This is a genomic window from Sorangium sp. So ce119 (assembly GCF_051524405.1).
In the GTDB taxonomy this organism is placed as follows: Bacteria; Myxococcota_A; Polyangia; order Polyangiales; family Polyangiaceae; genus Sorangium; species Sorangium cellulosum_G.
This window is the reverse complement of record NZ_CP150310.1, coordinates 8,123,531-8,150,386: the sequence shown is the minus strand read 5'-3', so window position 1 is coordinate 8,150,386 and position 26,856 is coordinate 8,123,531. Positions and strand designations below refer to the sequence as shown.

25 protein-coding genes are annotated in these 26,856 nt (G+C 74.6%); 15 read left to right on the top strand and 10 right to left on the bottom strand.

What is annotated here, in order from left to right; genetic code table 11:
• Positions 1 to 644 precede the first annotated feature (644 nt).
• The 3 genes from WME76_RS30735 (at position 645) to pdxA (ending at position 4,250) form a co-directional block, all read left to right on the top strand.
• On the top strand, positions 645 to 2,090 hold the full coding sequence (locus WME76_RS30735; RefSeq protein ID WP_437955811.1) for a TldD/PmbA family protein: 1,446 nt from the start codon (positions 645 to 647) through the stop codon (positions 2,088 to 2,090).
• A gap of 106 nt (positions 2,091 to 2,196) precedes the next feature.
• Positions 2,197 to 3,159 (top strand): winged helix-turn-helix domain-containing protein, encoded by a 963-nt coding sequence (locus WME76_RS30730; protein WP_437955810.1) that lies wholly within the window; start codon positions 2,197 to 2,199, stop codon positions 3,157 to 3,159.
• Positions 3,160 to 3,230: 71 nt separating this feature from the next.
• Positions 3,231 to 4,250, top strand: a complete 1,020-nt coding sequence (gene pdxA, locus WME76_RS30725; RefSeq protein ID WP_437955809.1) for a 4-hydroxythreonine-4-phosphate dehydrogenase PdxA — start codon at positions 3,231 to 3,233, stop codon at positions 4,248 to 4,250.
• 56 nt (positions 4,251 to 4,306) lie between these two features.
• Here pdxA and WME76_RS30720 read toward each other — a convergent pair whose 3' ends face one another.
• The 4 genes from WME76_RS30720 to WME76_RS30705 all read right to left on the bottom strand — a co-directional run bounded on the left by WME76_RS30720 (position 4,307) and on the right by WME76_RS30705 (position 7,009).
• Complete coding sequence (locus tag WME76_RS30720; RefSeq protein ID WP_437955808.1) at positions 4,307 to 5,293, bottom strand: ketopantoate reductase family protein; 987 nt, start codon at positions 5,291 to 5,293, stop codon at positions 4,307 to 4,309.
• Between the two features lie 71 nt (positions 5,294 to 5,364).
• Positions 5,365 to 5,817, bottom strand: coding sequence for a D-aminoacyl-tRNA deacylase (gene dtd, locus WME76_RS30715; RefSeq protein ID WP_437955807.1), 453 nt, complete (start codon positions 5,815 to 5,817; stop codon positions 5,365 to 5,367).
• A 2-nt stretch (positions 5,818 to 5,819) separates the two neighbouring features.
• Positions 5,820 to 6,284, bottom strand: a complete 465-nt coding sequence (locus tag WME76_RS30710; protein ID WP_061614790.1) for a hypothetical protein — start codon at positions 6,282 to 6,284, stop codon at positions 5,820 to 5,822.
• Positions 6,281 to 7,009, bottom strand: coding sequence for a hypothetical protein (locus WME76_RS30705; protein WP_437955806.1), 729 nt, complete (start codon positions 7,007 to 7,009; stop codon positions 6,281 to 6,283). The genes WME76_RS30710 and WME76_RS30705 overlap by 4 nt, the downstream gene beginning before the upstream one ends.
• Before the next feature lie 657 nt (positions 7,010 to 7,666).
• On the opposite strand from WME76_RS30705, the gene WME76_RS30700 reads away from it, so the two are divergent.
• From WME76_RS30700 to WME76_RS30665, 8 genes are all read left to right on the top strand, one after another.
• Complete coding sequence (locus tag WME76_RS30700; protein WP_437955805.1) at positions 7,667 to 9,244, top strand: DUF882 domain-containing protein; 1,578 nt, start codon at positions 7,667 to 7,669, stop codon at positions 9,242 to 9,244.
• Between the two features lie 12 nt (positions 9,245 to 9,256).
• Positions 9,257 to 9,805: an NUDIX hydrolase gene (locus tag WME76_RS30695; RefSeq protein WP_437955804.1), complete on the top strand. Its 549-nt coding sequence runs from the start codon at positions 9,257 to 9,259 to the stop codon at positions 9,803 to 9,805.
• A 323-nt stretch (positions 9,806 to 10,128) separates the two neighbouring features.
• The gene (locus WME76_RS30690) at positions 10,129 to 11,343 is read left to right on the top strand and encodes a serine hydrolase domain-containing protein (RefSeq protein ID WP_437955803.1); all 1,215 of its coding nucleotides are present in this window, start codon (positions 10,129 to 10,131) and stop codon (positions 11,341 to 11,343) included.
• A 254-nt stretch (positions 11,344 to 11,597) separates the two neighbouring features.
• Complete coding sequence (locus WME76_RS30685) at positions 11,598 to 11,984, top strand: hypothetical protein (RefSeq protein ID WP_437955802.1); 387 nt, start codon at positions 11,598 to 11,600, stop codon at positions 11,982 to 11,984.
• A gap of 108 nt (positions 11,985 to 12,092) precedes the next feature.
• On the top strand, positions 12,093 to 12,641 hold the full coding sequence (locus WME76_RS30680; RefSeq protein ID WP_437955801.1) for a hypothetical protein: 549 nt from the start codon (positions 12,093 to 12,095) through the stop codon (positions 12,639 to 12,641).
• A 143-nt stretch (positions 12,642 to 12,784) separates the two neighbouring features.
• On the top strand, positions 12,785 to 13,183 hold the full coding sequence (locus WME76_RS30675; protein ID WP_434042492.1) for a hypothetical protein: 399 nt from the start codon (positions 12,785 to 12,787) through the stop codon (positions 13,181 to 13,183).
• Complete coding sequence (locus WME76_RS30670; RefSeq protein WP_437955800.1) at positions 13,104 to 13,952, top strand: Smr/MutS family protein; 849 nt, start codon at positions 13,104 to 13,106, stop codon at positions 13,950 to 13,952. Before WME76_RS30675 ends, WME76_RS30670 begins: the two co-directional genes overlap by 80 nt.
• Before the next feature lie 8 nt (positions 13,953 to 13,960).
• Positions 13,961 to 14,689 (top strand): hypothetical protein, encoded by a 729-nt coding sequence (locus WME76_RS30665; protein WP_437955799.1) that lies wholly within the window; start codon positions 13,961 to 13,963, stop codon positions 14,687 to 14,689.
• A 136-nt stretch (positions 14,690 to 14,825) separates the two neighbouring features.
• Here the strand turns inward: WME76_RS30665 and WME76_RS30660 are convergent, their stop codons facing one another.
• Together WME76_RS30660 and WME76_RS30655 are read right to left on the bottom strand one after the other, a co-directional pair.
• On the bottom strand, positions 14,826 to 15,653 hold the full coding sequence (locus WME76_RS30660) for a hypothetical protein (RefSeq protein WP_437955798.1): 828 nt from the start codon (positions 15,651 to 15,653) through the stop codon (positions 14,826 to 14,828).
• Between the two features lie 25 nt (positions 15,654 to 15,678).
• Positions 15,679 to 16,695 (bottom strand): isocitrate/isopropylmalate dehydrogenase family protein, encoded by a 1,017-nt coding sequence (locus tag WME76_RS30655; protein WP_061608404.1) that lies wholly within the window; start codon positions 16,693 to 16,695, stop codon positions 15,679 to 15,681.
• Between the two features lie 297 nt (positions 16,696 to 16,992).
• On the opposite strand from WME76_RS30655, the gene WME76_RS30650 reads away from it, so the two are divergent.
• Positions 16,993 to 17,874 carry an OmpA family protein gene (locus WME76_RS30650; RefSeq protein ID WP_437955797.1) on the top strand — a complete coding sequence of 294 codons (882 nt, stop codon included), beginning with the start codon at positions 16,993 to 16,995 and terminating at the stop codon, positions 17,872 to 17,874.
• A gap of 88 nt (positions 17,875 to 17,962) precedes the next feature.
• Here the strand turns inward: WME76_RS30650 and WME76_RS30645 are convergent, their stop codons facing one another.
• Entirely contained in the window at positions 17,963 to 18,802 is an 840-nt protein-coding gene (locus WME76_RS30645) for an AraC family transcriptional regulator (protein WP_433928615.1), read from the bottom strand.
• A gap of 91 nt (positions 18,803 to 18,893) precedes the next feature.
• On the opposite strand from WME76_RS30645, the gene WME76_RS30640 reads away from it, so the two are divergent.
• Complete coding sequence (locus tag WME76_RS30640; protein WP_437285761.1) at positions 18,894 to 19,673, top strand: class I SAM-dependent methyltransferase; 780 nt, start codon at positions 18,894 to 18,896, stop codon at positions 19,671 to 19,673.
• A gap of 14 nt (positions 19,674 to 19,687) precedes the next feature.
• Here the strand turns inward: WME76_RS30640 and WME76_RS30635 are convergent, their stop codons facing one another.
• On the bottom strand, positions 19,688 to 21,481 hold the full coding sequence (locus tag WME76_RS30635) for a hypothetical protein (RefSeq protein ID WP_437955796.1): 1,794 nt from the start codon (positions 21,479 to 21,481) through the stop codon (positions 19,688 to 19,690).
• A 240-nt stretch (positions 21,482 to 21,721) separates the two neighbouring features.
• On the bottom strand, positions 21,722 to 24,304 hold the full coding sequence (locus WME76_RS30630; RefSeq protein ID WP_437955795.1) for an alpha/beta fold hydrolase: 2,583 nt from the start codon (positions 24,302 to 24,304) through the stop codon (positions 21,722 to 21,724).
• 156 nt (positions 24,305 to 24,460) lie between these two features.
• On the opposite strand from WME76_RS30630, the gene WME76_RS30625 reads away from it, so the two are divergent.
• Entirely contained in the window at positions 24,461 to 24,793 is a 333-nt protein-coding gene (locus WME76_RS30625; protein ID WP_433928607.1) for a transcriptional regulator, read from the top strand.
• Positions 24,794 to 24,827: 34 nt separating this feature from the next.
• Here the strand turns inward: WME76_RS30625 and WME76_RS30620 are convergent, their stop codons facing one another.
• Entirely contained in the window at positions 24,828 to 25,781 is a 954-nt protein-coding gene (locus tag WME76_RS30620; protein ID WP_437955794.1) for a hypothetical protein, read from the bottom strand.
• A 341-nt stretch (positions 25,782 to 26,122) separates the two neighbouring features.
• Here WME76_RS30620 and WME76_RS30615 point away from each other — a divergent pair, with 341 nt between their 5' ends.
• Positions 26,123 to 26,737: a hypothetical protein gene (locus WME76_RS30615; protein WP_437955793.1), complete on the top strand. Its 615-nt coding sequence runs from the start codon at positions 26,123 to 26,125 to the stop codon at positions 26,735 to 26,737.
• Positions 26,738 to 26,856 lie beyond the last annotated feature (119 nt).

The following is a 26,856-nucleotide window of genomic DNA, read 5'->3' as shown; positions in this document are numbered from 1 at the left end:
ATGCGCTCCCGCGGGTCCTTGTGGGGAGCGCGGCGACCGCATGGCGCAATGGCGTCGGGCCCCCGCCCCGGTCGGACGCCAGGCAGGTCCGGTCGAGGCGTGTGGAAGAGCGCGCCCCACGATGCAAAAGCGCGCCGATCAGCCGGGGAAGTGCGAAGATCACGGAGAAGACGGCCAGCGCCGTCATCCACGCGAAGACGGCTCAAAGCATAGCAGTCGAGCGACCTTCTTGCACATTTCTGCACACATGTCGGCACCTGGCGCCGCCGTGGATGGCCCCCGCGCCCGCGACGGGACGCGCGCCTGACGCCCGGGCGCGCCGATCTGACGGCGCCGGCGGCGGCGCGCGCCGGATGGCATGGATTCACGCCGCGAGCTCTGCTGTCGGCGGCGTCGCTCGCGTCGCCTGCGCCGCGCGCCCCGGAGCGGGTTCCTGGGCGCGGCTGCGATCGCTCGAACAGGTGGTACGGGGTGTTCAGCATTCCCGGCCGGAGGTCCCGGCGAGGAGGCGCCGCGCGGGCGCGGCCGTGCGCAACGGTTGCGCGCCGAGCGCGCCGCGCCGCGCCGAGCGAGGGCGCCGGGGAGGCCTCGAAGTGGTGACCGCTTCTCGACCGCCCCGGCGAATGGACCTAGAGTTGGCCACCATGTCGCGCAGCCAGGCCTACCGCGCCCCGTTCGCTCCAGGAGAGGAAAATGCCGTCGACGCAGCGCTCTGCGAGCGGCTCCTCTCGGTCGCCCTGTCCAAGGCGGGCGATTACGCCGACCTCTTCTTCGAGTACCGGGCGGGGGGCGGGTTCACGTTCGACGAGGGCATCCTCAAGGCGGCGTCGCGCGGCGTGTCGATGGGGGTCGGCGTCCGCGTCCAGCGGGGCGACGCGACCGGGTACGCGTACACGGAGGACCTCACCTGGGACGCGATGAAGCGCGCGGCCGAGACGGCGGCGCAGATCGCGACGGGCTCCGGCGGCAACCAGAAGATCGAGCTCCGCCGCCGCGAGCTGCCGGGCCGCTACGAGCTGCCCTTCGTCTCGCTCGACGTCCCCGGCCTCGACAAGCGAGCGCTGCTCGAGCGCGCCAGCGCCGCGGCGCTCGCCTTCGATCCCAGCATCGTCAAGGTGGAGGCCAGCTTCGCCGAGGAGGTGCGCGAGGTGCTCGTGGCCACCAGCGACGGGCGGATGGCGCACGACGTCCAGCCGCTCCTCCGCTTCGGCGTGCGGGCGCTCGCCGAGCGCAGCGGCAAGCGCCAGGAAGGCTCGAGCGGCGGCGGCGGGCGCATGACGACGGCCTACTTCGAGGGCAAGTCGCCGGAGTGGCACGCCGAGGAGGCGGCGCGCCAGGCGGTCGCGATGCTCGACGCGCGCGACGCGCCCGCCGGCGAGATGAACGTCGTGCTCGCCCCGGGCGACAGCGGCATCCTGCTCCACGAGGCGGTGGGGCACGGGCTCGAGGCCGACTTCAACCGCAAGGGGACCAGCAACTACTCGGGACAGATCGGCAAGGAGGTCGCGAGCCCGCTCTGCACGGTGGTCGACGACGCGACCCTCCTCCAGTCGCGCGGCACGATCAACGTGGACGACGAGGGCCACGAGCCCGAGCGCAGCACGCTGATCGAGAACGGCAAGCTCGTCGGGTACATGCACGACCGGCTCTCGGCCAAGCACTACGGCCTCACGCCGACCGGCAACGGGCGGCGCGAGAGCTTCGCCGCCGCGCCGATGCCCCGGATGACGAACACCATCCTGCTCGCCGGCCCGCACGATCCCGAGGAGATCGTGAGGTCCGTGAAGCGCGGCGTCTTCGCGAAGAAGTTCGGCGGCGGGCAGGTCGACATCTCGAACGGCGACTTCGTCTTCTCGCTGACCGAGAGCTACCTCATCGAGGACGGCAAGCTGACCGCGCCGCTCAAGGGCGTGAACCTCATCGGAAACGGCCCCGAGGTGCTCCGGCGCGTCACGATGCTCGGCCACGACGTCGCGACCTCCGACGGCATCTGGACGTGCGGCAAGGACGGACAGAGCGTTCCGGTCGGCGTGGGCTGCCCCACAATCAAGATCGATCTCATCACGGTCGGCGGAACGCGGATCGGCTGATTTCAAAGCACGAAACCAGGACGAAACGTGAGCCCCGCAGCGGTGTTGGTGGGTCTTGCGCGGTGCGTCTTGCAGGCCCGACGCCACACCCGTATACGGGGCGGACATGGCGCGTCGAAGCTTCATTGCCATCGTCGGACACGGACCTGACCTGGAGCGCGACGAGGGCGCCGCGTCGGTCCTGCGCTCGCTGGGCGCTGATGTGCGGACCCTCGACCTCTGGGACGATCCGCCGCGGCTCTTCGTCGACGACGAGAGCAAGGCGCGGGCGATCGTCGTCGAGGCGCTCGATCGGCCTGACCTGGCCGCGGCGGCGCTGCGCGCGCTGCGCCGCGAGCCGCGCCTCGAGGAGGTCGGCGCGCTCGTCGCGGTGAGCGTGGCGCAGATCGCGCGGATCGAGCCGTCGAGCGGCTTCGATGACTTCCTGCTGGTGCCGTACGTGCCCGCCGAGCTCTACGCTCGCGTGCGCCTGGTCGAGTGGCGCCGCAGCGAGTTCGCGACCGAGGAGCGGGTGAAGGTGGGCGCGATCGTCATCGATCGCGCGGCCCACGACGTGTCGGTGGGCGGCATGCACGTGCCGCTCACCGCGAAGGAGTTCGCGCTGCTCTCGTACGTGTGCGAGCGGCGCGGGAAGGTTGTGTCGCGGACAGAGCTGCTCCGGCGCGTCTGGGGGAGCCAGTACGAGGGCGGCGCGCGGACCGTCGACATCCACGTGAGGCGCCTCCGGGCGAAGCTCGGCGCGGCGCTGCCGCTCGTGACGCTGCGCGGGGCCGGGTACCGGCTCGAGTCGCCGCTGCCGGGCTCCGGCGGTCCCGAGGGCGGCGATGCGGCCCGCGCGACGCAGCGGGGCGGAGCCGGCGCGGACGCCCACGGCGACGAGCGCGGGGAGTCTCGTGACGAGGGCGACGAGGACGAGGACGAGGACGGCGACGACGAGGGCGACGAGGACGGCGACGACGACGAGGACGGCGACGACGAGCGCGAGGAGACCGCGCGGGCGGAGCGGCGCTCGGGGACGTCGGCGACCGGCGCTGCGACGACCGGGCGCGAGCGGCGTATCACCCGATGACGTCGTCTGAACGCCGCGCGCCGCGTGCCGGCGCCGGTACGCCGCGCGGCGGAGCTCGCTCGCGCAGCGCCGTGGCGCCGCCGATCGTCGCGATCAGCGTCGGGTGCCCCAGCGGGGTCGGCCCGGAGGTGGCCGTGGCCGGCGCTGCGTCCGTCGAGGGCGTGCGCTGCGTGCTCGTCGGCGACGAGGCGGTCCTCCGGCGCGCCGCGCGGCTCGTCCGGGTGGCCGCCCGCCGGCTCGTCGTGGTCGACGGGGGCGCCGCCATCGCGCAGCTCGCGCCCGGCGAGATCGGCGTCTGGTCGGGCAGCGCGCGGCTCTCGCGGCCGAGCGCGTTCGGCCGACCCGAGGCCGAGGACGGCGCGGCGCAGCTCGCGTGGATCGACATGGCGACGGACCTCGTGCGCGACGGCGTCGCCGCGGCGCTGGTCACGGGGCCCGCGTCGAAGCACGCGATCGCCACGAGCGGCGCGCCGGGGTCGGCGGACTTCCTCGGGCACACCGAGCACCTGGGGCGGCGGCTCCGCGCGCGGGAGGTCACGATGGCGTTCGCCTCGGGCAAGCTCGTGACCGCGCTCGTGACGACCCACGTGCCGCTGCGCGAGGTGCCCGAGGCGGTGAGCCCGCGCGAGGTGGCGCGCGCCGCGGTGTGGCTCGCGCGGCTCCTGTCGGATCTCGGCCGCGAGAAGCCGCGCGTCGCGGTCGCCGCGCTGAACCCGCACGCCGGCGAGGGCGGGCTGCTCGGCGACGAGGAGCAGGTGCGGATCGCGCCGGGCATCCGGCTCGCGGCGCGGCGGCTCGCGCGGTCGGGGCCGGCGGCGGAGCTCACGGGGCCTCTCGGGGCGGAGACGGCCTTCCGGCTCGCGGCGCGGGGCGCGCTCGACGGGGTGGTCGCGATGTACCACGACCAGGCCACGATCCCGAGCAAGCTCCTCGGCTTCGGCGAGGCCGTGAACGTCACGCTGGGCCTGCCGATCGTGCGCACGAGCGTCGACCACGGCACCGCCTACGACCTCGCGGGCACGGGGCGCGCCGACCCGCGCGGCATGCGCGAGGCGATCGCGCTCGCGGCGCAGCTCGCGGCCGCGCGCTGACGCTGCCGCCCGCCGACGCTGCCGCCCGCCGACGCTGCCGTGCGCCGACGCGCCGGTCAGCGCCCCGCCGGGCGGCGCTCGATCACGGTCAGCAGCCGCTCGAGCGCCGGCAGGCTCACGCCGTGCTCGCGGCCGAGCGCGACGAGGGTGGCGCCCATCGCGAGGTGCTGCGCGCGGAGCTTGGGGCCGAAGTGGACGTCGAGGAAGCGCAGCGCCTCGGGCGCCACGAGGCGCGCGAGCGCGACCCCGGGCTTCAGCGTGAGCGGGCCGATCGCCCGGGTCAGGAGCTTCGTCCACGGGGCCACGTCGCCCAGCCGGCCCGCGAGCGCCGCGCACTCCTTCGTGGCCTCGAGCGCGGCGCCGAGCACGCCCTCGTCCGCGACGAGCGCGCTGGTGCCGCCGCCCGCGTCGATGGCGGCGATCAGCGGGAAGAACGCGATCGTGGTGGCGAGGTTCTGCGCGTCCACGTCGCGCTCGAGCCGCGCCGGGATGTCGGCGATCGTGAGGCGGCGCGCGAGCTCGTCGAGCAGCGGTCGCTCCGCGGGGGCGCCGCCGTCCGCGTCGATGAGCGTCGACGTGAACCCGACGATCCAGGTGCGGACCACGCCGCGCTCATCGAGGTAGCCCGAGACGCTCGGCATCGCGGGGGTGATGCGGCGCTGCGCGGCCTCCTCGAGCGCCGCGCGCTCCGGGGGCATGAGCGGCGTGAGCACCACCACGGGGGCGGCCGGCCCGCCGCGGAGGAGATCCGCGACAGTCCTGCGCTCATCGGCGCGCGGCGCGACCCCGTCGGGCCGGGGGGCGAGCTGATCGAAGCGCACGGTGACCAGGATGACGTCCGTGTCGGCCGGGATGTCGGCCGCGAGGCGCGGGCGATCGAGCGTGTCACGGCGATCGGCGCTGTTCACCTGCTCGATGACGAACGGCCGCACGTCCGAGACGCGCTCGGGCCGGACCACGAACGTGACGTCGTCTCCCTGGGCGGCGAGGCGCACGCCGTAGATGCGCCCGAGCGCGCCTGCGCCCACGATGCTGATCCGCATGGCTGCCCTCGCTAGCGTGCGCGGCGCCGGGCGGGAAGGGGCGGTCGCCGGCGGCGCCCGTCAGGGCGGCGTCAGAACGTCCGCTTTGAATCGATCAGGATGGTGACCGGGCCGTCGTTCTCGACGAACACGCGCATGTCGGCGCGGAAGCGGCCGGTGGCCACCTCGAGGCCGCGCGCCCGCACGGCGGCGACGAAGCGCTCGTACAGCGCCTCGGCGCGCACGGGCTCCATCGCGCCGTCGAAGCTCGGCCGGAGGCCGCGGCGGACGTCGCCGAAGAGCGTGAACTGGCTGATCGCGAGCACCCCGCTGCCGGGCACGTCCGCGAGCGCCCGCGACATCTTGCCGGCGTCGTCGCTGAACACGCGGAGGCCCGCGACCTTGTTCGCGACCTGGTCGGCGTCCGCGTCGTCGTCGTCCTTCGCGGCGCCGACGAAGACCACGAGGCCGCGCTCGATCGCGCCGACCACCTGACCGTCGACCTCGACGCGCGCGGCGAGCGCGCGCTGCACGACCGCGCGCATGGCTAGCGCTGGGCGGCGCGCGGGGCGGGGGCGGGCTCCGCGCCGTTGCCCGCGCTGAGCCCGAGCTCGCGCATCAGCTTGGCCGTGAGCTTGAAGTAGGTGCTGCGATCGTAGGGCTGGTTGAGGATGTGGAAGTCCTTGCGCACGAGCCCCACGCAGCCGAAGCAGTAGGTGCAGCCGGTGCAGTCGACCGAGCGCACGAGGTACGACGACTGCGTGCACCGCTCGGACGCGACGCAGTGGCTGCACGCGATGAGGTCGCGGCAGCCGCGGCAGTGCGTGCTGTCCGAGCTGCGCTGCGTGTCGACGCAGTAGTGGCACCGCTGGAGCGCCTTCGAGTTGCGGCAGAACGTGCAGTCGACGCAGCGCTCGCACGACACGCACGCGACGCACCGCTCGTTGCCGGTGCCCGTCTCGAACGCCTGGACTAGCTTGCGGAGCTCGGCCTCGAATTCCGCGCGCGTCATTCCGCCTCGCCGCTCGCTTCGGAGATGCCGTCGGCCGCGTGGGGCGCGATGGCCTGCGGGCTCGACGGCCGCGCCTGGAAGCCCGCGTCGGCGGGGGCGCCGCCCGCGCTCGGGGCCTCGGGCCTGCCGCTCACCTGGCGGCGCAGCCGCTCGGCGGCCTCGCGCGTCGCGGGCTCCTCCGCGAACTCCTCGATGCGCCGCAGCCGCGACTCGAGCACGGCGCGCCGCTTCGGCAGCTCGCCGACGAGGATGCCGGAGAGCTCGTCGATCGCCTGCTGGATGCGCTGCTCGTCGCTGTGCTCGAGGAGCTGCAGGTACACGTCCTGCTCCGCGGGGAACGTGTGGCCGGCGCGGAGGAAGTCGTTCGCGGCCTTGGAGATGTTGGGCCGGCCCGACGCGCAGAGCAGCTTCGACAGGAGCTTCTGGCGCTCGACGGCCTTCGGGTCGCTCTGCGGGGGCGGCGCGAGGACGATGCGCCCCGGCGCCTTGGACGCGGCGTCGCGCCCGGATTTGACGCGCGTGCCCTTGCCGTCCTCTGCCTCCGGCTCCTTGCGCGGGGAGAACAGCGCCTCGAGCGCGGCGCGATGTTCCTTCGCCGCCCGCCGGTCCTCGCCGGTCTGGGTCGGGCGCGGCAGCCCCCCGGGGTTCGGCTGACCACGGGCATAGGCGGTGTGGAGCTCGGGATTGTGCCAGACCTTGGTTGCGTCTCTACGAATTCGCCGCATGTCGTGCCCCTGGTGACCTCGGAGCGATCATGGACGCGCCACCGGGCTCGGCTTCCGCATCCCGCGTGTGGCGCCCCGCTTGCATCGGTTGTGTGGTGATTGAGGCTGGTGCGTGTTGGACCGGGCTTCCCCCCGCGATCCGCGATGGCCCGGACGATGTTTCAACGGACGCGACGCCTATCTCTCCGCCGATCGTGTCGATCGCGGAGAAAGGGTCGCGCCGCAGTGCGCCGGGAGGTACCCGGCGGCGGACCGTGTGATGAGGGGCTCTGCCCCCAAGCACCCCGGATCCGCGCTCACGACCCGACCGCAGTCGCGAGGTAGCTGGTTCCTACCACAGCCTCTGGCCAGCGCCGCAGAAAATTGGGCTGCCCTCCGCACTTCATGACATTCGGTCCTCAGAGCTCCTCGATACGCATCGCTCCTCGATCCCTTCTGAGCTTCCGCGAGGGGCGTCCTGGAGACGCTGTGTCGAGGTCGCTGACCTCGTCCCAGGTTCCCTGTCCCCAGGTTGATTCAAGAAGCGGACCGCCGACTGCCTTTCCCAATCCCCATCCCGCGGACGGGCGGCGACGTCGTGTCCGGGAGATCCGATCCCAGGGTGGATGGCATTCGCACCCGACCCGACTGGAGCTTTCCATGATGAGCCTTCGATCCGTGAGCAGTGCAGGCGCGGCGCCGCGGGCCGCGGGGGAGCCCATGCGCAGCGCGGAGCCGCGCGCGCGCCTCACGCGTGCTCGCGCTGCCGTGCTGTCGGTGCTCGTGAGCATCGCGGTGCCGGCCGTCCCGGCGGGGCCGCTGCACGCGGAGCCGCTGCCCAGGGCGCACACCGCCGAGAAGGCCGGAGAAAAGGCCCGCGAAGATGCCGGCAAGCAGGCCCGTCGCGAGCGCTCGCCGGCGAGCGTCGCGGGCGTGGAGCGCGCGGGACACGCGCGCGGGACAGAGGAGCGGGCGAGGCCGCGCCGCGGCGACGCCAGGGCGGCCTCCGCAGCGGGGGCGAGCGGGGACGAGAGGACGGGCGGCGCGGAGAAGCGGAAGAGCCGTAGCGGCGGGAAGGCGCCGCGCGTGGCCGAGAGCGCGGCCGGGAAGGAGGCCGGCGCGGGGAAGGGAGCCCGGGAGAAGCGGAAGGAGAAGAAGAGGGCCGCGCGCACGGTGGAGAGCAAGCGACGGGCGGCGAAGAAGGGGGGGAGCCGCGAGGGGGGGAGCCGCGAGGCGCCGCCGAAGCCGTGCCTCGGTCCGACGCTGTCGATCGATCGCAGCGGGATCGAGCCCGAGCGCCTCGAGCTCGTCGACTGCGCGGGGAGGCCGCGCGAGGAGGCCCGGCGCGCCCTCTCGTTGATCGCGCGCCCGTGGGGCACGCCGCGGCCGTCGCTGCCCGACGAGCGCGCGCCTGCGCGGAAGCCGGAGGCGGCCGGCGGCAAGCGGCGGTCGGCTGGCGACAGGCGGGGAGCGGCCGGGGGCAAGCGGGGCGGGGAGCAGGCCGGGGAGATCGCGCCCGGCGTGCGGCTGCTCGATCCGGGGCTGCTCTCGCGCATCGACGCGCTCGCGCGGCGGTACCCGGGGCGGCTCGTGTCGCTCGTGAGCGGGTACCGGCCGCAGAGCCAGGGCAGCCTGCACCAGACGGGGCGAGCGCTCGATCTGCGCATCGCGGGGGTGCGCAACGACGAGCTCGCGGCCGCCTGCCGCAAGCTCGCCGATACGGGCTGCGGGTACTATCCGAACAGCTCGTTCGTGCACATCGACGTGCGTGCGCCGGGGACAGGGAGCGTCTCCTGGATCGACGCGTCCGGGCCCGGCGAGGTGCCCCGCTACGTCACCGCGTGGCCGCCGCCGCAGGAGGAGCAGCGGGCGGCGCCGGAAGGGGTGTCCGGCGACGATACGGAGGAGGTCCTCCGGCGGGAGCGCCGCGAGAGGCCCGCGACGGCGGTGGCGGCGAGCGCCGGGCTGGAGAAGGCGGCGAGCGCGGTAGTGGAGAAGGGGGCGATTGCCGGGCTGGACAAGGCGGCGAGCGCAGTGCCGGAGAAGGCGGCGACCGCAGTGCCGGAGCCGGAGAAGGCGGCGGGCGCGGCGCCGGAGAAGGCGGCCAGCGCAGTGCCGCAGAAGGCGGCAGGCGCGGCGCCGGAGAAGGCGGCCAGCGGAGTGCCGCAGAAGGCGGCGGGCGCGGCGCCGGAGAAGGCGGCCAGCGCAGTGCCGGAAAAGGCGGCGAGCGGCGCGCCCGCGCGCGGGGCCCTGTAGTATCGAGACCCGATGGGCATCACGATCCCTCGCCGACACACCTCGGCGGTCGCCGGGTTCTTCGGTCCGCTCGCAGTGCACCGCCACGAGGTCGTGGCCGCCGACGCCTCGTATACCGCCTTCACCCTGGAGCTCCCTGACTGGATCTCCGTGGCCGCGATCACCGATGCAGGGGAGTTCGTCCTCGTGCGGCAGCACCGGCACGGCGTCGACGCGGTGACCATCGAGACCGCAGGGGGCATCGTGGACCCCGGGGAGGAGCCGGACGCGGCGGCGCCGCGCGAGCTCCTGGAAGAGACGGGTTATGCGGCGGCCTCGATCGAGCCGCTCGGGTGGGTGCACCCGAATCCGGCGCTCCAGGGGAATCGATGCTTCCTTTATCTGGCGCGCGGCGCGCGGCGGGTCGGCGAGCCCGAGGGCGATGAGCACGAGAGCACCGAACCCGTGGTGATGAGCGCAGACGAGGTGATCGCGGCGATGCAGGACGGCCGGATCAGCCACTCGCTCGCGGTGATCACCTTGCTGCGGGCGCTCGCCGTCGCCGCGGCGCCGCCGCGCTGACCGAGGCGCGCGTCGGACGCCGACGACGCGACGCGGAGTCCCCAGAGTACATGGCGCGCGGGCGCTCCACGCGGAGGGAGATGCACGTCTCCTCCGTCGAGCGCGCGGGGATCCGTGGAGCGGCCTGTCGGCCCGCTCACGCGGCGAGTCGCGCTTTTGTCGTGGGGAGTAGGCGAGAGCACTGCCGCTGTGCGCGCGGGTTGACACGGTCGGATCCCTTGCGCCTTGATGCGCGCCCTTCGCGCGGCGCGCCCCTCAGCCTCTCGGGAGCGGCGCGACGGAGCGCAGCCATCCACCTCGTGGGCACCCTGGAGATCTGATCGATGAGCCGTGCTTTTCGGCGGACCGCTTTCATCGCTTGCGCCGGCCTCGCTTTGCTCATCGGGTGCGGCAGCTCCTCGCCGGCGCCGCTCGACCGGGCGACCGATGCTCACGGCGGCGGAGTCGGGAGCGGCGGAGTCGGGAGCGCTGATGCGGGGAGCGCTGACCCCGCTGACGCGAACGCCGCACCGGACGTCGATTGCGACGGGCTCTCGGCCGAGCTCCAGGGAGCGCTCGACGCCGCCGTGGACGCGCAGCGGCTGCCCGGCGCGGCCGCCGCCGTGAGCATCGGCGGGTGCCGGTGGCGCGGCGCAGCCGGGGTGGCCGACGCCGAGGCCAACGTGGCAATGCAGCCCGATGACCTGTTCCGCGTCGGGAGCATCACCAAGAGCTTCGTCGCCGCGCTGGCGCTGATGCTCCGCGCAGAAGGCCGCCTGTCGCTCGACGACGCTGTCTCCAGGTACGTGGACGGCGTCCCCCGCGGCGAGCAGATCTCCGTGCGGCAGATCCTGAACCACACGAGCGGGCTGTTCGACTTCACCTCCTGTGACGAGTTCTGGAGCGCGGCCCTCGACGATCCCACGCACGCGTGGACGCCCGCGGAGCTCGTCGCGCTCGCGGCGTCGAAGCCGCCGTATTTCGAGCCGGGGCAGGGCTTCGCCTACTCGAACACGAATTACATCATCGCCGGTCTGCTCGTCGAGGCGGCCTCCGGAGAGCCCGTCGGCGAGCTGCTCCGCGCGCGCGTCCTCGAGCCGGCGGAGCTCGCGCACACCTACCTCGACGGCGCCGAGGCGGCCTTACCAGGCCTCGTGCACGGCTACGGGCGAAGCCGGGGGCGGCTCGTCGATACGACGTCCGCGATCGACCCGTCCGCGGCCGGCACGGCGGGCGCGCTGGTCTCGACCACCGGCGACCTCACGCGCTTCTACCGCATGCTGCTGGACGGCACGCTGCTCGGCCCCGCAGAGCTCGCGGAGCTGACCACGTGGGTGGACGCGCCGCTCGGCGAGGGCAACGGGTACGGCCTCGGGCTGTCCCGCCGTGAATCGCCGCTCGGCGTCGAGTACGGGCACGACGGCAGCATCTGGGGCTTCACGTCGTCGTCCTATCACGCGATCGACAGCGACGCTTCCATCACCGTGCTCGTCAACCTCGAGAGCGGCGACGCCGGCAGGATCGTCGATGAACTGTCGAATATCCTGATCATGCCCTGAGCCCGCGTGGGGCGCTGTCACCAGAAGCACGGCACGATCGGGCGCTCCCGCCGGCGTGGCCGCTGTCCACCGCTTGCACACGTGACCCCCTGAGGGCCGCGCGCGCGCGGCCGATCCGAGGTTATCGGGAATCGACGCCGCCGCGCGCAGCGCCGGCGGTGCGTCGCGAACGGGCCTCTCGCTTGCATCACCATGGACGCAGCCTGCATGGGACGACGCCCGGCAAGCCGCTCGCATCGTGAAAGGAGTCCGTGATGAAGCTGGCGAAAGCGCTCGGCGCGCTGGCGCTGTCCGGGATGGCCTTCGGCGCCGCGCAGCTCGCTGCAGCGGGCGGCACAACGCCGATCCAGGATCTCGCGCTCGTCGAGGAGACGACGAGCCCGGCCCTCCCCGACGCTCGGATCCCCCCTGACGACCTCCCGTATGATGGGAGCATCCGGCCGCACCGGCCCTTCCGGCCGTACGAGCCAATCCGGCCGCACCGGCCCTTCCGGCCGTACGGGCCAATCCGGCCATTCCGGCCAATCCGGCCGTACGAGCCGTTCGATCCGTTCGGGTGGCCTCGTGAGCACCGGCGGTTCGAGGCACCGCCGGAAGGGGACCTCCCCATGCCGGTCGTGCGCCTCGGCGAACCTCGCTGACCTTGCGCTGGTACCAGCGCGGGGGCGAGGCGGGTCTCCGCTTTCCCACGTTTGCCGCGCTGCGAGACGGCCGGTCCTCCTCGGAGAGGGCCGCAGGAAGGGAGACTCATGGGCGAAAGAACACGACGCCGGGGCCTCGCCCTCATGACCCTGGCCGCGGCGGCGCACCTCGGGTGCGTCCTCCTCGGGGCGCTCCACGTCGACCCGCAGAGGGCAGGGTGGCTCGGCAGGGTGATCGCCTATCACAGCGCGCTCTCCGGGGCCGACAGCGGCTACAACTTCTTCGCTCCCTCGGTCGGCGCGCTGCCCTGGGCGAGATTCCAGGTGACCGACGCGCGCGGAAGGGTGAACGCCGATGCCCTGGAGTCCGGAGCGAACCACGAGGCGGATCTCCGCGTCAGGAGCCTCGTGTCGCTCTTCCTGACGGAGGAGGACGAGTCGCTGCGGCGCGCGCTCGCAGCCTCGCTGGCAGGCAAGGTGCTCGCGAGGTACCCCGGCGCCGCGAGCGTGGTCGTCCGGCTGGAGATCTGCGATCTCCCCTCGATGGAGGAAACCCGCGGCGGCAAGCGGCCCGCGTGGAACCTGATCTACCGGGCGAAGCTCGTCCCGCTGGCCAGGCTCGCGGCCGGCTCGCAGGTGGAGGGCGGCGCGCCGTGATCGGGCAGGACCGCGGCCGGAGCTCCCCCGCCTCGCAGCCACAGGAGGGCTCCGCTCGGCCGAGCTCGCCCGCGGTGCGCAGCGCGCGGCGCGCGGCGTCGGCAGACGCGGCGGCTCCGCGGCGGTGAAGTATCCTGCGCCCGATGCGCTCCCCCGACTCCGCCGGCGCCGATGCTGCCGGCCCCGGCGCCCCGCAGGCTCCCGCGCCGCGGGCGCCCCTCTCGCCCGCCGAGCTCTTCCACCGCGTCTTCGAGCTCCTCGCGGCCATGGAGGAAGCGCAGCGGGCCAAGGTCATCGACCTCGCGCGGCGCCTCGTCCCCCACCTCACGGCCGAGGACATCCGCAACCCGCACGACTTCCCCGACCTCGATGACCCCGACTGGCACTTCGAGGACGGGCAGCTCGCCGGTATCGAGGCCGTCCGGTTTGCGCTCCGCGGTCTCGCGAGCGATGTTCTGGGGGATGGCGAAGAGCGCGAAGCGCGAGCGAGACCCGAGATCGGCGGCCAGCCCCGCGAAGGCGGCGGCGCGCAAGGCGAGTGAGGCGTTCTACCAGCCGTTCTCCGCGCTCCGGCAGCTCACCAAGCCCAAGCCGAAGGGCGGCGCGCAGGCCGCGGCGCCCGAGGCGAAGCCCAATGCCGCGGCGCCCGCGCCCGAGGCGAAGCTCAGGGCCGCGGCGCCCGCGCCCGAGGCGAAGCCCAGGGTGAAGGCCCCCGCGGCCCACGGCGCCGGCGCGGCGCAGGCGGGCGTCGAGCCGGCGCCGCGGCCCGTCGACCCCGAGACCTTCGCCATCTACATGGCGGGCGTCCGCGTGCTCGAGGACCGCGTGAACCGGATCCCGGTCACCGCGAGCCGCGTCGAGCGGGCCGCGCTCCCGACGCTCGCGTCCGATCCGGACGAGGACGCGCGCTCGCGCATGCGCTCGCTCGTCATCGACGGGATCAAGTTCGAGATCACGGACGACAGCGAGCGCATCGAGGGCAGGCGGCTCGACGTCGACCCGCGCGAGCTCAGGCGGCTCCGCCGCGCCCGCTACGCGATCGACGGCACCCTCGATCTGCACGGCCTGCGGCTCGAGGCGGCGCGCGACGCCGTCGAGGCGTTCGTCTGCAAGCGCCAGCGCGACGGGGACCGCGTCGTCGCCATCGTCCACGGCAAGGGCACCCACTCGCCCCGCGGCCACGCCGTGCTCCGCGGCGAGATCGCCGCGTGGCTCAGCCACGGCCGCGTCGCCCGTCACGTCGCCGCGTTCGCGACGGCCCCGGACGCCGAGGGCGGCGCCGGCGCCCTGCTCGTGCTGCTCGCGCGATGAGGCCGTCGATGCGCGCCCACCTCGCCGGGGCGCCGGCCCCCGCGCGGCGATCGGCCACGCCCGCGGCGCGCCCGGCCCTGTGGCCCGCCGCCGCGCGGCTCGCCGCCGCGCGGCTCGCCGCCGCGCTGCTCGCGCTGCTGCCCGCGTGCGCGGCGGCCCCCGCGGCGCCCCCGCCGCCGCCGCGGGCTGCGCCGCCCCCGCCGCCGCCGTCCACGCTCGGGGACGGCGAGCTCGGCGAGTACCGCTCGGAGCGCTTCGATCTGCGGCTCCCGCTGCCGGACGCGCGCGGCTTCCGCGTCGAGGACGGCGAGGGACCGTGGCTCGTGGCGACCCACGCCGCGTCGTCGACGTCGCTGCTCGTGCGCACCTGGCGGGAGGACGGCCGCGCGAGCCGCGCCGCGTGCGAGGCGCGCGCGCGGCTCTGGCGCGACCTGCCGCGCCCCGACCGCAGCCTCACCGCCGTGGAGCGCCGGATCGACGTGCCCGAGGGCTTCGACACCGTCGTGGAGATCGGCGTCGCGGACGCCCCGCCCGGGGCGCCGCTCGCGGGCTTCGCGGTCGCCTTCGGCGGCTACGGACGGCGCTGCTTCGCCTTCATCGCCGAGACGCGCGCCGCGGGGCCCTCCGCCGAGCGGCTCGTCGCCGAGCGGCTCGCCGCGGTGGTCGAGATCTCGCTCGGCGGCCTCCGCCTGGAGCGCGAGGTCGCGCCCGCGGTGCCGCGCGAGCCGCCGCCCTGAACGCCGCACCGCCAGCCGCCCTGCCGCTCGCGCACCGCCAGCCGCCCTGCCGCTCGCGCACCGCCGGCCGCCCTGCCGCTCGCGCACCGCCGGCCGCCCTGCCGCTCGCGCAGCGCCGCCGCCGCGCCGCCCGCGCTCAGCGGTAGACGCCGCCTCGCGCGCGGGACTCGAGCGCCGCGGCGAGCTCCTCCTCGCCGATCGACCACGCCTCCGCCGACAGCTCGCGCGCCTCGGCGGGCCGCAGCGCCTCCACCGCGTGCGGCACGAGGCGCAGGCGCGACAGCGACAGGAGGCGCTCCAGCGCCTCGGACGTCACGCCGCTCCGGAGCTCCCGCCGCCACGCGCGATCGATCGCGTCGAGCCGCGCGGGGCTCCTCCAGGCGTCGGCGAGCACCACGCGGCCGAGCCGCGCGTCGATGGCGTCGATCCCCGTCGGCAGCGCGACGATCGCCTGCTGCGCCGCGCGCGACGGATCGCCGAGGCCGAGCGAGAGCAGCGCCCGCGCCGCGTCGAGCAGGCGCACCTCGTCGGGCCGGAGCGCGGCGCGGTCGACGTGCGGCAGCCGCTCCAGCGCGATCGCGTAGCGCTCGCGGCGCGCGGCGTCGATCACCTCCGCCAGCGCGCGCAGGACCCTCGCCGTCGGCGGCGAGAACCACGGATCCGCGCACGCGCGCGGCCGCTGCGCCGGATCCTCGAGGTCCAGGGCGGCGGCGCGCCACACCGACGCGCGCGCGTCGACGACGGCGCGCGCCGCCTGCACCGCCAGCACGAAGAGCGCGGCCGCGGGGAGCAGGCCTCTCGCGCCCCAGATCCCGCGGAGGAAGAAGCTCGCCGCGACGATCAGCGCGAGCGCGAGGAAGAGCTGCAGCCGGCGCCTCGCGCCGCCGGCGGAGCCGGCAGCCCCGTCCGTCGCGCCGACGACCTCGGCGCACCGCTCGAGCAGCCACGTCCAGGCAGATCCCACGTCCAGGGGATCAGGATGCCCCCCGCTACGCCTCCGCGCGAGGCCTTTCGATCGCCGCGCAGAGCGCCCGGGTGAAGTCGTCTGTGCTCGCCGCGCCGCCGAGGTCGCGCGTGCGCACCTGGCCGGCGCGGTAGACCTCCGTCAGCGCACGCTCGATCCGATCGCCCGCCTCGTGCTCGCCGAGGTGCCGCAGCATCATGACGGCGCTCTGCACGAGCGCCGTCGGGTTCGCGTAGCCCTTGCCCGCGATGTCCGGCGCCGACCCGTGCACCGCCTCGAAGACCGCCGCCTCGTCGCCGATGTTCGCGCCGGGCACGATGCCGAGCCCGCCGACGAGGCCCGCGCCGAGGTCCGAGAGGATGTCGCCGTACAGGTTCTCGGTCACGAGCACGCCGAGCCGGTTCGGGTCGCGGACCATCGTCATGGCCGCCGCGTCGACGATCATCTCGCCGAGCTGGACCTCGGGGTGCCGGTCGGCGACGCGCCGCGCGCAGTCGAGGGCGAGCCCGTCGGAGAGCTTCATGATGTTCGCCTTGTGGACGATCGTCACCTTGCTCCGGCCGTGCTGCTTCGCGTACCGGAACGCGAACTCGGCGATGCGCGTCGAGCTGCGCTCGGTCGTGAGCTTGATGCTCTGCGCCACGCCGGGCAGGATCATGAGCTCGAGCCCGGCGTAGAGGCCCTCGGTGTTCTCGCGCACGATGACCATGTCGACGTCGAACCGCGGCTCGACGCCCGGCAGGCTGCGGATCGGCCGCACGTTCGCGTACAGGTCGAGCGTCTGCCGGAGCGTCACGTTGACCGAGCGGAACCCGCCGCCGATCGGGGTCGTCACCGGGCCCTTCAGGGCGACCCGGTTCTTCCGCACGGCGTCGATGACGGGGAGCGGGAGCGGCGAGCCGGTCAGCTTCGCGACCTCGATGCCCGCGTGGTGGACCTCCCAGTCGACGGCGACGCCGGCGGCGGAGATCACGTCCTGCGTCGCCGTCACGACCTCGGGACCGATGCCGTCGCCGGGGATCAGCGTGATGCGATAGGCCATGGGCCGTCCCTTAGCAGGTGCGCAGGGGGGAACAATGGGCAAGCGCGCGCGACCGCCGACAGGGCGGGGAGCGCGGCGGCCGGCGGCGGCGACGCGCGGCGCGCCGCGCGCGGGGCGTCGAACGGGGCAGGGGGGCGGGTGGGGGCAGGTGATTGATGCGGCCTTTTACAATCGCGCTCGACCTCGCTAGGGTACGCCTCCGCACGGCCTGACGGGCCGATGTCACCTGGAACCGGGCGCAGGTCGAGCCCATCGATCGTCGCCCATGTTCCGCAACCAGGATGAAGGAGCGTGCTCATGCACCCTCGTGTCTTGAAAGGTCGCAGCACCGCGTTCGCGGCGTTCCTGCCTGCCGTGATCGCGTCGCTCTCGCTGGGGTGCGGTTACTCCGAGGAGGAGTGGAAGGCCCAGCTCGACAAGTACGGCCGCCTCCAGAGCCAGCAGCAGGCGACGGAGAGCCGCCTCGCCGAGACCCAGAAGGCGCTCGAGGCGGAGCAGGCGAAGGTCGCGGAGCTGACGAGGCAGCTCGAGGCGGCCGGCGTCGACATCAGCAAGCTGAACGAGAACCTCCAGGCGACGAGCACCCAGGTGTCGCAGCTCAGCTCGACGCTGGAGGAGCGGGAGAAGGCGCTCGCCGAGTTCAAGGCCCGCGCCCGCCAGCTCGAGCAGATCAAGGCGCGCTTCGAGACGCTGCGGAAGAAGCTGGACGAGCTCACGAAGCTCGGGCTGGCGGTGAACATCCGGAACAACCGGATGGTCATCTCGCTGCCGGGAGACGTCCTCTTCGACTCCGGGCGCGAGACGCTGAAGAAGGAGGGCAAGGACATCCTCGCCAAGGTGGCGACGGTCATCCGGAACGATCAGTCGCTGCTCCAGCGCTACTACCAGGTCGCCGGCCACACCGACAACAAGCCGCTCGCGGGCGGCCAGTTCCGCGACAACTGGGGCCTGTCGCTGATGCGCGCGCGCGAGGTGCTGCTGTTCCTCGTCAGCCCGGCCGACGTCAAGGGCGGCGGCGGCGCGCTCCCGGTCGCGAAGTGGAGCGCCGCGGGCTTCGCCGAGACCGACCCGGTCGCGACGAACGACACCGACGAGGGCCGGCGCAAGAACCGCCGGTGCGACCTCATCGTGGTCCCGAGCGTCGAGGAGATGCTCGACCTCAGGGCGATCACGCAGTAGCCCGGGATCGCGGCGCGCGCGGCGGAAGCGGCGCGCGCGCGCCGGCGTCACGCGCCGGCGTCACGCGCCACGACCGGCGCCTGCGCCGTCAGGCGAGCTCGGTCGAGGCGCTCCGCTCCTCGCCGTCCGGCGAGCGCCCGGCGGTCCTGCGAAACTCGCTCGGCGACTGGCCGGTCTCCGCGCGGAACGCGGCGGCGAACGCGCCGAGGCTCTGAAAGCCGACGTCGAGCGCGACCCGCGTGACGCTGGCGCTCGGGCTCGTGAGCAGGTCGATCGCCCGGAGCACGCGCGCGCGCGTGACGAAGGCGCGCCACGTGACGCCGGTCTCCTCGCGGAACCGCCGCCGCAACGTCCGCTCCGTGGCCCCGGCGAACGCCGCGGCCCGCGAGAGATCGGCGCTCGCGACGTCGCGGAGCGCGCACTCGATCGCCCGCTGCACGGGCCGCGTCCTGCCGCGGGGGAGCCGGTACGTGGCGCCCCGGTCGAGGAGCGGCCCGAGGATGTCCGCCATCGCCGCGAAGAACGTGTTGGCCGCGGCGTCGTCCGGGCGGCGCGCCACCGGCCACCGCCGCGCGTAGATGACCATCTCGCGCAGCAGCGCGGGCACCTCGAAGACCCTCACGGACGCGACCGGGCAGGGGAATGCGGCGGGATCGAAGTAGATCGACACGATGGACGCGTCGCGGCAGGTGGTCGCGTGCCGCTCGCCCGCGGGGATGAGCGCGGCGCGCTGCGGGGGAAGCAGGAACGAGGCGTCGTCGACGTCGAGGCGCGCCGTGCCAGCGAGCGCGTAGAGCAGCTGGTGCCGCTCGTGTGTGTGCCAGGCGTAGGCGGCTCCCGGCAGCTCGTCCTCGTAAGCGAACGCGCGCGCGGGCGCCTGGTCGAGCCCGATCTGCACGAGCCGCTGCGTGGTCTCCGTCGGGGTCAAGACGCGGGAATGCAAGGCATGGCCTCCGGGCGACGATCTTTGTCCGTTCGTCGGCAGCCGTCCAGGCGCAGCCCATCCATGCTCGAGCCGCATGACACACGCCGATCCGACGCATGATGCGCTGATACTGGAACAGTTCACCCGTCAGGCGAGGCCGTTCGCCGAGGTCCGGGCCCACTCGGCGGACGACGCCATGGCGCTGCTGCTCGACGCGCTCGCCCCGTCGCCGAGCGACACGGTCCTCGACGTCGCCTGCGGGCCGGGGATCGTCGCCTGCGCGCTGGCGCCGCGCGTGGCGAGCGTGCGGGGGCTCGACATCGTGCCGGCGATGCTGGACGAGGCGCGCCGGCGACAGGAGACGCTCGGCCTCTCCAACGTCGCATGGGAGCTCGGGGACGCGAGCCGGCTGCCGTATCCGGACGAGAGTTATCGCCTGGTCACGACGCGTTACAGCTTCCACCACCTGCTGGATCCGCTCGTGACGCTGCGCGAGATGGCCCGCGTCTGCGAGGGGAGCGGGCGAGTCGCCGTGATCGACGTGGCGCCCGCCGAGGACAAGCGGGACGCGTACGATCGCGCCGAGAAGATCCGCGATCCGTCGCACGCGCGCGCGCTCACCGAGCGAGAGCTCTGCGCGCTGTTCGACGCGGCGGGGCTCGAGATCGAGAGGCTGGCGCGGTACGGGCTCGAGATGGAGCTCGAGGCCTCGCTCCGGGCCTCGTTCCCGGCGCCGGGCGGGGCCGATCGGCTCCGGGCGCTCTACCGCGCCGACGTGGGCGTCGATGCGCTCGGCGTCGGCGCAGAGCTCCGGGGGGACGAGATCCGCTTCGCCTATCCGGTCGTCATCGTCGTGGGCCGCAAGCGAGGCTGAGGGCGCTCCGCGGCTCAGGGGACCGGCGCGGCCGGGCAGGAGGGGTCGGTCGTCACCTCGACGTCGTCGACGTGCAACGTCTCGCGATCGAGCGGCGCGTCGCAGACGCCGCTGGTCCCTATCTTGAACGAGAGGTGCTGGGGCCTGCCCGCCGTGCGCGGATCCAGGCAGATCGTCTGTTGCGTCCAGCTCTCGCTCGCGGGCAGCGCGGCGCCCGGTGTGGACGAGGCGGTCGCCGCGCTCAGGTGGCTCGTGCGGTACCAGAACTTCAGCGCCGGGCCGGCCGCCCCGTCGGGCTCGGGCACCGTGAACACGGTGGAGGCCGAGGGCTCCCGGCACGGCTTCCGCACGGACAGCGTCAGCGAGACCTCGCCGGAGCGCGCGGCCGTCGGGTCGATGGGGAGCGCGGCGCTACCGCCCGTGGTGTCGTCGTCGTTCAGGACCCATGTCGGCGCGAGGCCCTCGCCGAGGCCGGCGTTCTCGAAGCCGGGATCGAAGATCGGCGCTTCCTCCGGGCAGCGATCGTCGGAGACGAACGCGATGTCGTCGACCGCGAAATCCCGCTTGTTCTCGTCGGTGCACGGCTGGCTGCCCCGGTTGCGGTAGGCGAAGGCGAGCCGGTGCGCCATGCCGAGCGCCCACTTCGGCAAGCAGACGTGGGAGACCTGCGCCTCGCCCTTGCCCGCCAGGGCGGTGAGCTGGTGCGTGCTCAGCAGGACGTTGACGGTGGCGCCCGGGCTGCCCTGGCTCCAGATGCGGAGCGCCGGCTTCGGGAGCGCGGCGGACGGCAAAGGGGCCGAGACCATGCCCTCCAGGGTGGGATACTGGCAGAACAACGTGGTGGCGATATGCCCGCCCTGGCCGCCGCGCTGGCCCAGGCCGCCCTTCACCTCGGAGACGCCGTTCTCCGGGGTCGCCGTCCAGCCGGCGGCCCCTCCCTCGAAATCGCCGTTCAGCACCTGCCCCGGCGGCGGGCACTCGTTCATGGCGCCGCGCTGGATCGCGACGTCATCGAACGCGAGCGTGTAGCCCTGCCCGGTGGCGTCGTCGCAGTGGGGAGAGCGCCGCGAGGGCCCGAGGAGCAGCTCGACGGGCCCGCCGTAGGCGCGCGCTCCCAGGCACACGCGCTGGGGGGCGAAGGACGACGAGGGCATGAGATCGATGTTGCTGAAACTGCCATTGATCCTGACCCCGACCCCGGGGGGGCCGACGCAATCCATCATGGAGTCGCAGCCGATGCGCGCGGCGAACGTGAGCACGAGCGGCTCGGCGCACGCGAGCTCTGGCATCGTGAGCTCCTGAGAGAAGCCGGCCATCTCGCACAGCGCGTCTCTGCCGATGACCCCGGCCCCCGGGTTGCCGTTGCCCTCGGCCTCGGGAGAGACGAGCGCGGCGCCCGTCGTGCTCCAGGCGTCCGCGCTCTGAAACGAGGGATCCGCCGGGCCGCCCTGCCACACGCACTCGCCGTCGACCACCGCGTAGTCATCGGTGCAAGCGCAGCCCACGGTACACGCGCCGTCCACGCAGCGGAGCTCGCCGTCGCACTGACCCTCAGCGCCGCACGGGCAGCCTTCCTCACCGGGTGGACAGCCCGCGCCGCCCGCGCCGTCGCCCTCGCCGCCGGTGCCCCCGCCGACGCCGCCCGCGCCGACGGCGCTCTCTGGACCGCCTTCGCCTCCTGCGCCTCCTCCGCCCGCGTCGCTCGACGCCGCGGGGGCAGGGCCCTGCTCTGCCTCGGAGCAGCCGCTCGCGAGCGCGCCGAGCAAGACCCAGCCGCAGCAGGTCAACGCGCGTGTCCTGGTGACCATCAAATCAAGCTAGCGACCGAACCATGGTGTCGCAAGGTACAGACCCTTTTTCAACAACAAGAGAGTGAGATAAGGAGAACAGGAGAGTGAGATAAGGGGATCTCTCAAGTGGTATCGGGCAAAACCGCAGACGGCGACGCGCGCTCGACGAGCTCGATCGCACAGCGAGGGCTCGAGCAGTGTAGTCCGGCCGCGAGCGCCCGAGAGGCGACTCACGACGTGCCCGCGAGGGAGCGCGCGTCAGCTCCCGGAGGGCGCGCCGGCCGGGCCGAGCGGCGGAGAGGGCACGAGCGGCGAGACAGGGGTCCCCCCGGCGGCGTGCGCGCCGAGGAAGGCCCGCAGCTCGACGAGCAGCGGCCGCGGATCGCCGACGAACGGCAGGTGATCCTGGCCCGGCAGCTCGACATAGCGCGCGTCGCGGAGGAGACCGGCGAGGTCGCGCCCGGCCGCCGCGGGCACGGCCCGGTCGCCGGCCCGGTGCAGGACCAGCGACGGGGCGCTCACGCGGGCCAGCGCGGGCCGGATGTCGGTCGCCGCGTGGGCCCGGAGCATGCGCGCCGCCGCGCTCGGGCTCGCGCCGAGCCGCAGGTACGAGGCCCAGAAGCGCCGGAGCTCGCCGTCGTCCGCCGCCGACGGGGCGAGGCGGTCGAGGAAGAGCGGCTCGCCCCAGCCCGTCCGCACCGCGCGCTCGGCCTCCTCCGCGTCGTCGCCCGTGAGGCCGAAGAGGCACCCCGGCCAGGCCGCCATCTGCGCGGCGCTCCCGAGCGCGATCAGCGCGCGCGCCCGCGCGGGGCGCGCCGCCGCGAGCAGCGCGCACGGCGCGAACCCGGCGCCGACGCCGAGGAGCGCCGCCCGCTCCACGCCGGCCGCGTCGAGCACGGCGAGCAGATCCTCGGCCTGCTGCTCGGCCGGCGCGCCGGCGCCCTCGCGCTCGCTCATCCCGGTGCCGCGCTGGTCGAGCACGATGAGCCGCGCCCACGCGCTGAGCTCGGTGAAGAGCCGGAACGTCGGCGCGTGCTCCCACGCGGCCTCGACGTGCGTCACCCACCCCTGGACGAGCACGAGATCGATCGGCCCGTCGCCCGCGACCTTGTAGGCCAGGCTCGCGTCGGCGCGGGTGGCGAAGCGGGTCTCGGCAGGGCGCGGCTTCGCGGGCGCCCGCCTGGAGGGGACCGTCTCCATCCGCGCGGCGTCGAGCCCGCGCCGCATCGCCTCGGCGATCTGCGCGTAGGCGCCCGACCAGGCCCGCGCGGTGGACGGCGTCCACGCGTCCCCCTCGAGCTCCTCGAGCGCCTCGAGCAGCGCGCGCCCGATGGCGTCGAAGTGCTCGGGCAACGCGGCGTAGGCCGCGTGCCGGCGCCCGAGCGCCTCGAGCAGCTCGAGCAGCTTGTCCGGCGCGCGCAGGTTGTCGATCACGAGCTGCAGCGTCGCGGCGAGCTTGAGCCGCTGCTCGCGCATGTCCGGCGGGAACAGCGCCCGCAGCGCCGGCTCCCGGCCGAAGAGCCGCTCGTAGAAGCGCGCGACGAGCGCCTCGGCGCGCGAGGCGAGGCGCGCGAACGAGGCGCGCACGACGTCCGCGTCCGTCTCCTGCGTCCCCGCCGGGCTCGCCGTGCTCGAGGGGGGCCCGGCGCGCACGATCTGGAACGCCCGGCAGAGCGCCTCGGTCTCCTCGAGCGCGGCCTGCACCTCCTCGGCCGACGCGAAGCGCGCCCCCGGCGCGCGCAGGACGCAGCGGTCGATGACGTCGGCGAGCATCTCCGGGACCTCGGGGCAGATCGAGCGCAGCGGCGGGAGCGCCCGCGCCGTCACCCAGCTCGCGATGGCGTGCAGGTCGAGCCCCGCGTGGGGCAGCCGGCCGGCGCACAGCTCGTAGAGGACCAGCCCGAGCGCATAGACGTCGGACTGCGGCGTGGCCGTGGTCCCGGCCCAGAGCTCCGGCGCGAGGTAGAGCGGCGTGCCCATCATCATGCCGCCGTCGGTCAGGTTGGCAGTCGCGATCGCGCCGAACGCCTCGATCTCCCTGGGGATGACGGTCGTTACCGCCGACATGTCCGCGCGCGGCGGGGGCGGGGGCGCGGCCGGGGCGCTCGGCGCCGCGCCCCCGCTCTCCGGGTCGAGGCGGGCGGCGCCGGGCTGATCGACGAGCTTGGCGAGGCCGAAATCGAGCAGCTTCACCTCGCCGCCCCCGTCGAGCATCACGTTCGCCGGCTTGATGTCGCGGTGCAGGACGCCCCGCCGGTGCGCGGCGGCGAGCCCGCGCGCGAGGCCGAGCGCGATGCGCAGCGCGACCTGCCACGGGACCGGCTTCGGGAGCAGCTCGAGCGGCTCGCCCTCGACGAACTCGTAGGCGATGTACGGCCGCCCGCGCACCTCGCCGATCCGGAAGACGGCGACGACGTTGGGGTGCTGGAGGCGCGCGATCGCGCGGGCCTCGACGCGCAGCCGCTCGATGGTCCTCGGATCGGGGGTGTCGGCGGCGACGAACTTGAGCGCGACGGGCCGGTCGAGGACCTCGTCGTGCGCGAGGTACACGTGCCCCATGCCCCCGCGGCCGAGCGACCGGATCAGCCGGTAATCATCGAAGGTCGAGGGCGGCGCCCAGGGGACCGACGACGACGGGGGCGGCTCGGTGTCGCACGGGGGCCGCTGCGTCGAGGGGACGAGGAGCGGCGCGCCGATGTCGCTCTCGCTCGGGCTCGCCGAGACCAGGGCGCGGCACTCGGCGCAGCCGTCCACGTGCCCGCGGACGCCCGCCGCGGCGTCCTGCGGGAGATGGCCCTCGAGCCAGGCGGCCAGGGCGTCTTCGGGCGGGCACGGGCTCATGCGCTGCTGTTCTCCGGGCGGCATTCTCTGTGCGCGCTGTGGGCAGCGCAATGGCCGCGCGGGAGCTGCCGCGCGGGACGCACCCGCGGACGACTCGCGCCGGCGCGCGGCGCCGGCCGTGGCCTGGTCCCGCCGGAATGTCACGCTCCGGGCATCATGAGCAACCCGAAACCCCCGCCGAGCCCAGCGCCTCGCTCGGAGACGGTGCGACAGGCGCTCCTGGAGGAGCTCCGCAGGACCGCGGCGACCGCGTGGGAGCTCTCCACGCGCCTCGGGATGCGCGAGCGCGACGTGACGCCGCACCTCGAGCACCTCGCGCGCTCGCTGCGCGCGCGCGGCGAGCGGCTCGCGGTGGCGCCGGCGCACTGCCTGCGCTGCGGCTACTCGTTCGACGAGCGGCGCTCGCTCGCGAAGCCGAGCCGCTGCCCGTCGTGCCGGGGGGAGCGCATCGAGGCGCCGCGGTTCCGGATCGACGCCGGCGACGGATGACGCGGCCGCCGGGGCGAGCGCCGCGCGGGCGCGCTCACAGCGCCGGCCGGTCGAGGGGCTCGGCGCGCCTCAGACGCGCGGCGCGCGCCTCCACCTCGCCGAGCAGCCGCGGGCCCGCGCGGTCGCCCGCGCCGGCGAAGAACGCGCGGGCCTGATCGAGATCGCCGTGCGCGGCGTAGAGCTCGACGAGCTCCCGCTCCGCGGCCTCGTCGATCGCCGCCTCCGGCGAGCCGGCGCGCGCGGGGCCGAGCTGCACGATCGCGCGGAGCGCCCGCATGGCCTCGTCCGTGGCGGCGCCGCCGCCGAGGCCCCGCAGGCCCCACGACTTCACGTAGAGCGCGCGCTTGCGCAGCGCGTGAGGCGCCGCGCCGCGGAGCGCGGCGTCGCAGGCGCTCACGGCCTCGTCGAGGCGCCCGGCCGCGAACGCCAGGTTGGCCAGCGCGAGGTGGGCCTCGAGCGCCTCGCCGGACGCCGGGTGCTCCACGGCGAGCTGGCGCAGCCGCGCCTCGGCGCCGCGGCGATCCCCGCTGTCCTGGAGCGCCCGCGCGAGCCCGAGGAGCGCCGGGGGCCGCTGCTTCGCGGCGCGCAGCGCCGGCGCGTCGACGAGCGCGGCGTAGGCCGCGACCGTCCTCGCCTGCACCCGCGCCGCCTCGGCCTCGAGCGCCGCCCGCCGCGCCGCGCCGCGCTCGCCCGTCGCGCCGGCCGCGCCCGCCTGCGCGGCCTCGTCGAGCACGAAGAGCTGCACGCCGATGGCGCGGCGCCGGCTCGCCAGCGACTCCGCCTCCCGGAAGAGCCGCTCCGCCGTCGCCGCGCTCGGGGCCTCGCCGGCGCGCGCCGGAGCTCCCGCGCCGGCGCCCGGGGCCTCGCCGGCGCGCGCGGCGCACCCCGCCGCGGCGACGGCGAGCGCCGCGAGCGCGGCGAGCCGCCGCACCGCCCCGCCGCGGCGCTCCGTGAGACTCCCGTCTTCCCTCGCTGCGCGTTCGAGCATCCGTGAAATGTCCTCTCCTCGCGGCTCGCCAGCGGAGGAAGCGAAACGTCGCGCGCCTCGTCGAGCCGAGCGGCGCGGGAACATAGCGGCGAGCGTCGCGGGGACCAGCGCAATCCACGGCCGGCGCGCCGATTCTCGCCCTGAATGACGCGGAGAAAAGCGCCTTTCCAGCGCCCTGCGCGGCCGCGCACACGCGGCGCGCAGGGCCGAGCGACGCGCCGCCGTGACCGCGCCGGGAGCCCGCCCCGCCGCGGCCCGCCCGTTGCGTCTCGGCCTTCATCTTCCCCGTCCGGGCCGGCGCTTCACACCGGGCGAGGAACGCACCGACGGAGAGTCACGACATGGCGACAAAGGTGAACTGCCTTCCGTTCACGATCCCGACGCTGCCGCGCCTCGGGATCGCCGACATCGAGAAGCGCTTCGGACGGCTGGCGCGCCTGATGTACGACACGAGCGTTCCGCTCGCGACGCTCGAGAAGGAGGTCTATCCGTACCTCGCCCCTGGCATCGAGTTCGTCAATCCATGGCGGCGCGTGCGCGGGGTCGAGACGTACCGGGTCGACCTCTCCGGAGCTCGCGGCTGCGCCCGTTTCGACGTCGACATCTCCCAGCTGAGCGTCCGGCTCTCCGAGCCGCGCCACGCGGGGCGCGCCCTCGTCGACAGCACCCTGTACCTGAGGCTGCTTCCGCGCTGCGCGGTCCCCGTGCGGATGATCCTGAGCTACGACTTCGACATGATCGAAGGAGGCGAGAGCTTCCAGATCACGCGCCACGAGGAGATGTGGAGCTTCGGGGACGTCCTCCGGAGCGCTCCGTTGATCGGCCGCGCGTACGACGCCTTCCGGTCCTGCTCGGGTTACCTCTTCACCGGGGCGGTGCTCCTGTCCCGCGCCCTCTCCGGCGATCAGCCAGGCGCGGGGGCCGCGCGGGCGGCGTCGGCCCCCGCCGCGCCGTGAAGCGGTCCTGCAGACGTCCCGCTTGACGGACTCCGCACGCCGCTATACAACTCTCCTCGTGAACTTCTGTTTCACCGCGACCACGACGACCACTACCCGCAGCGGCGGGATTGGTCTCG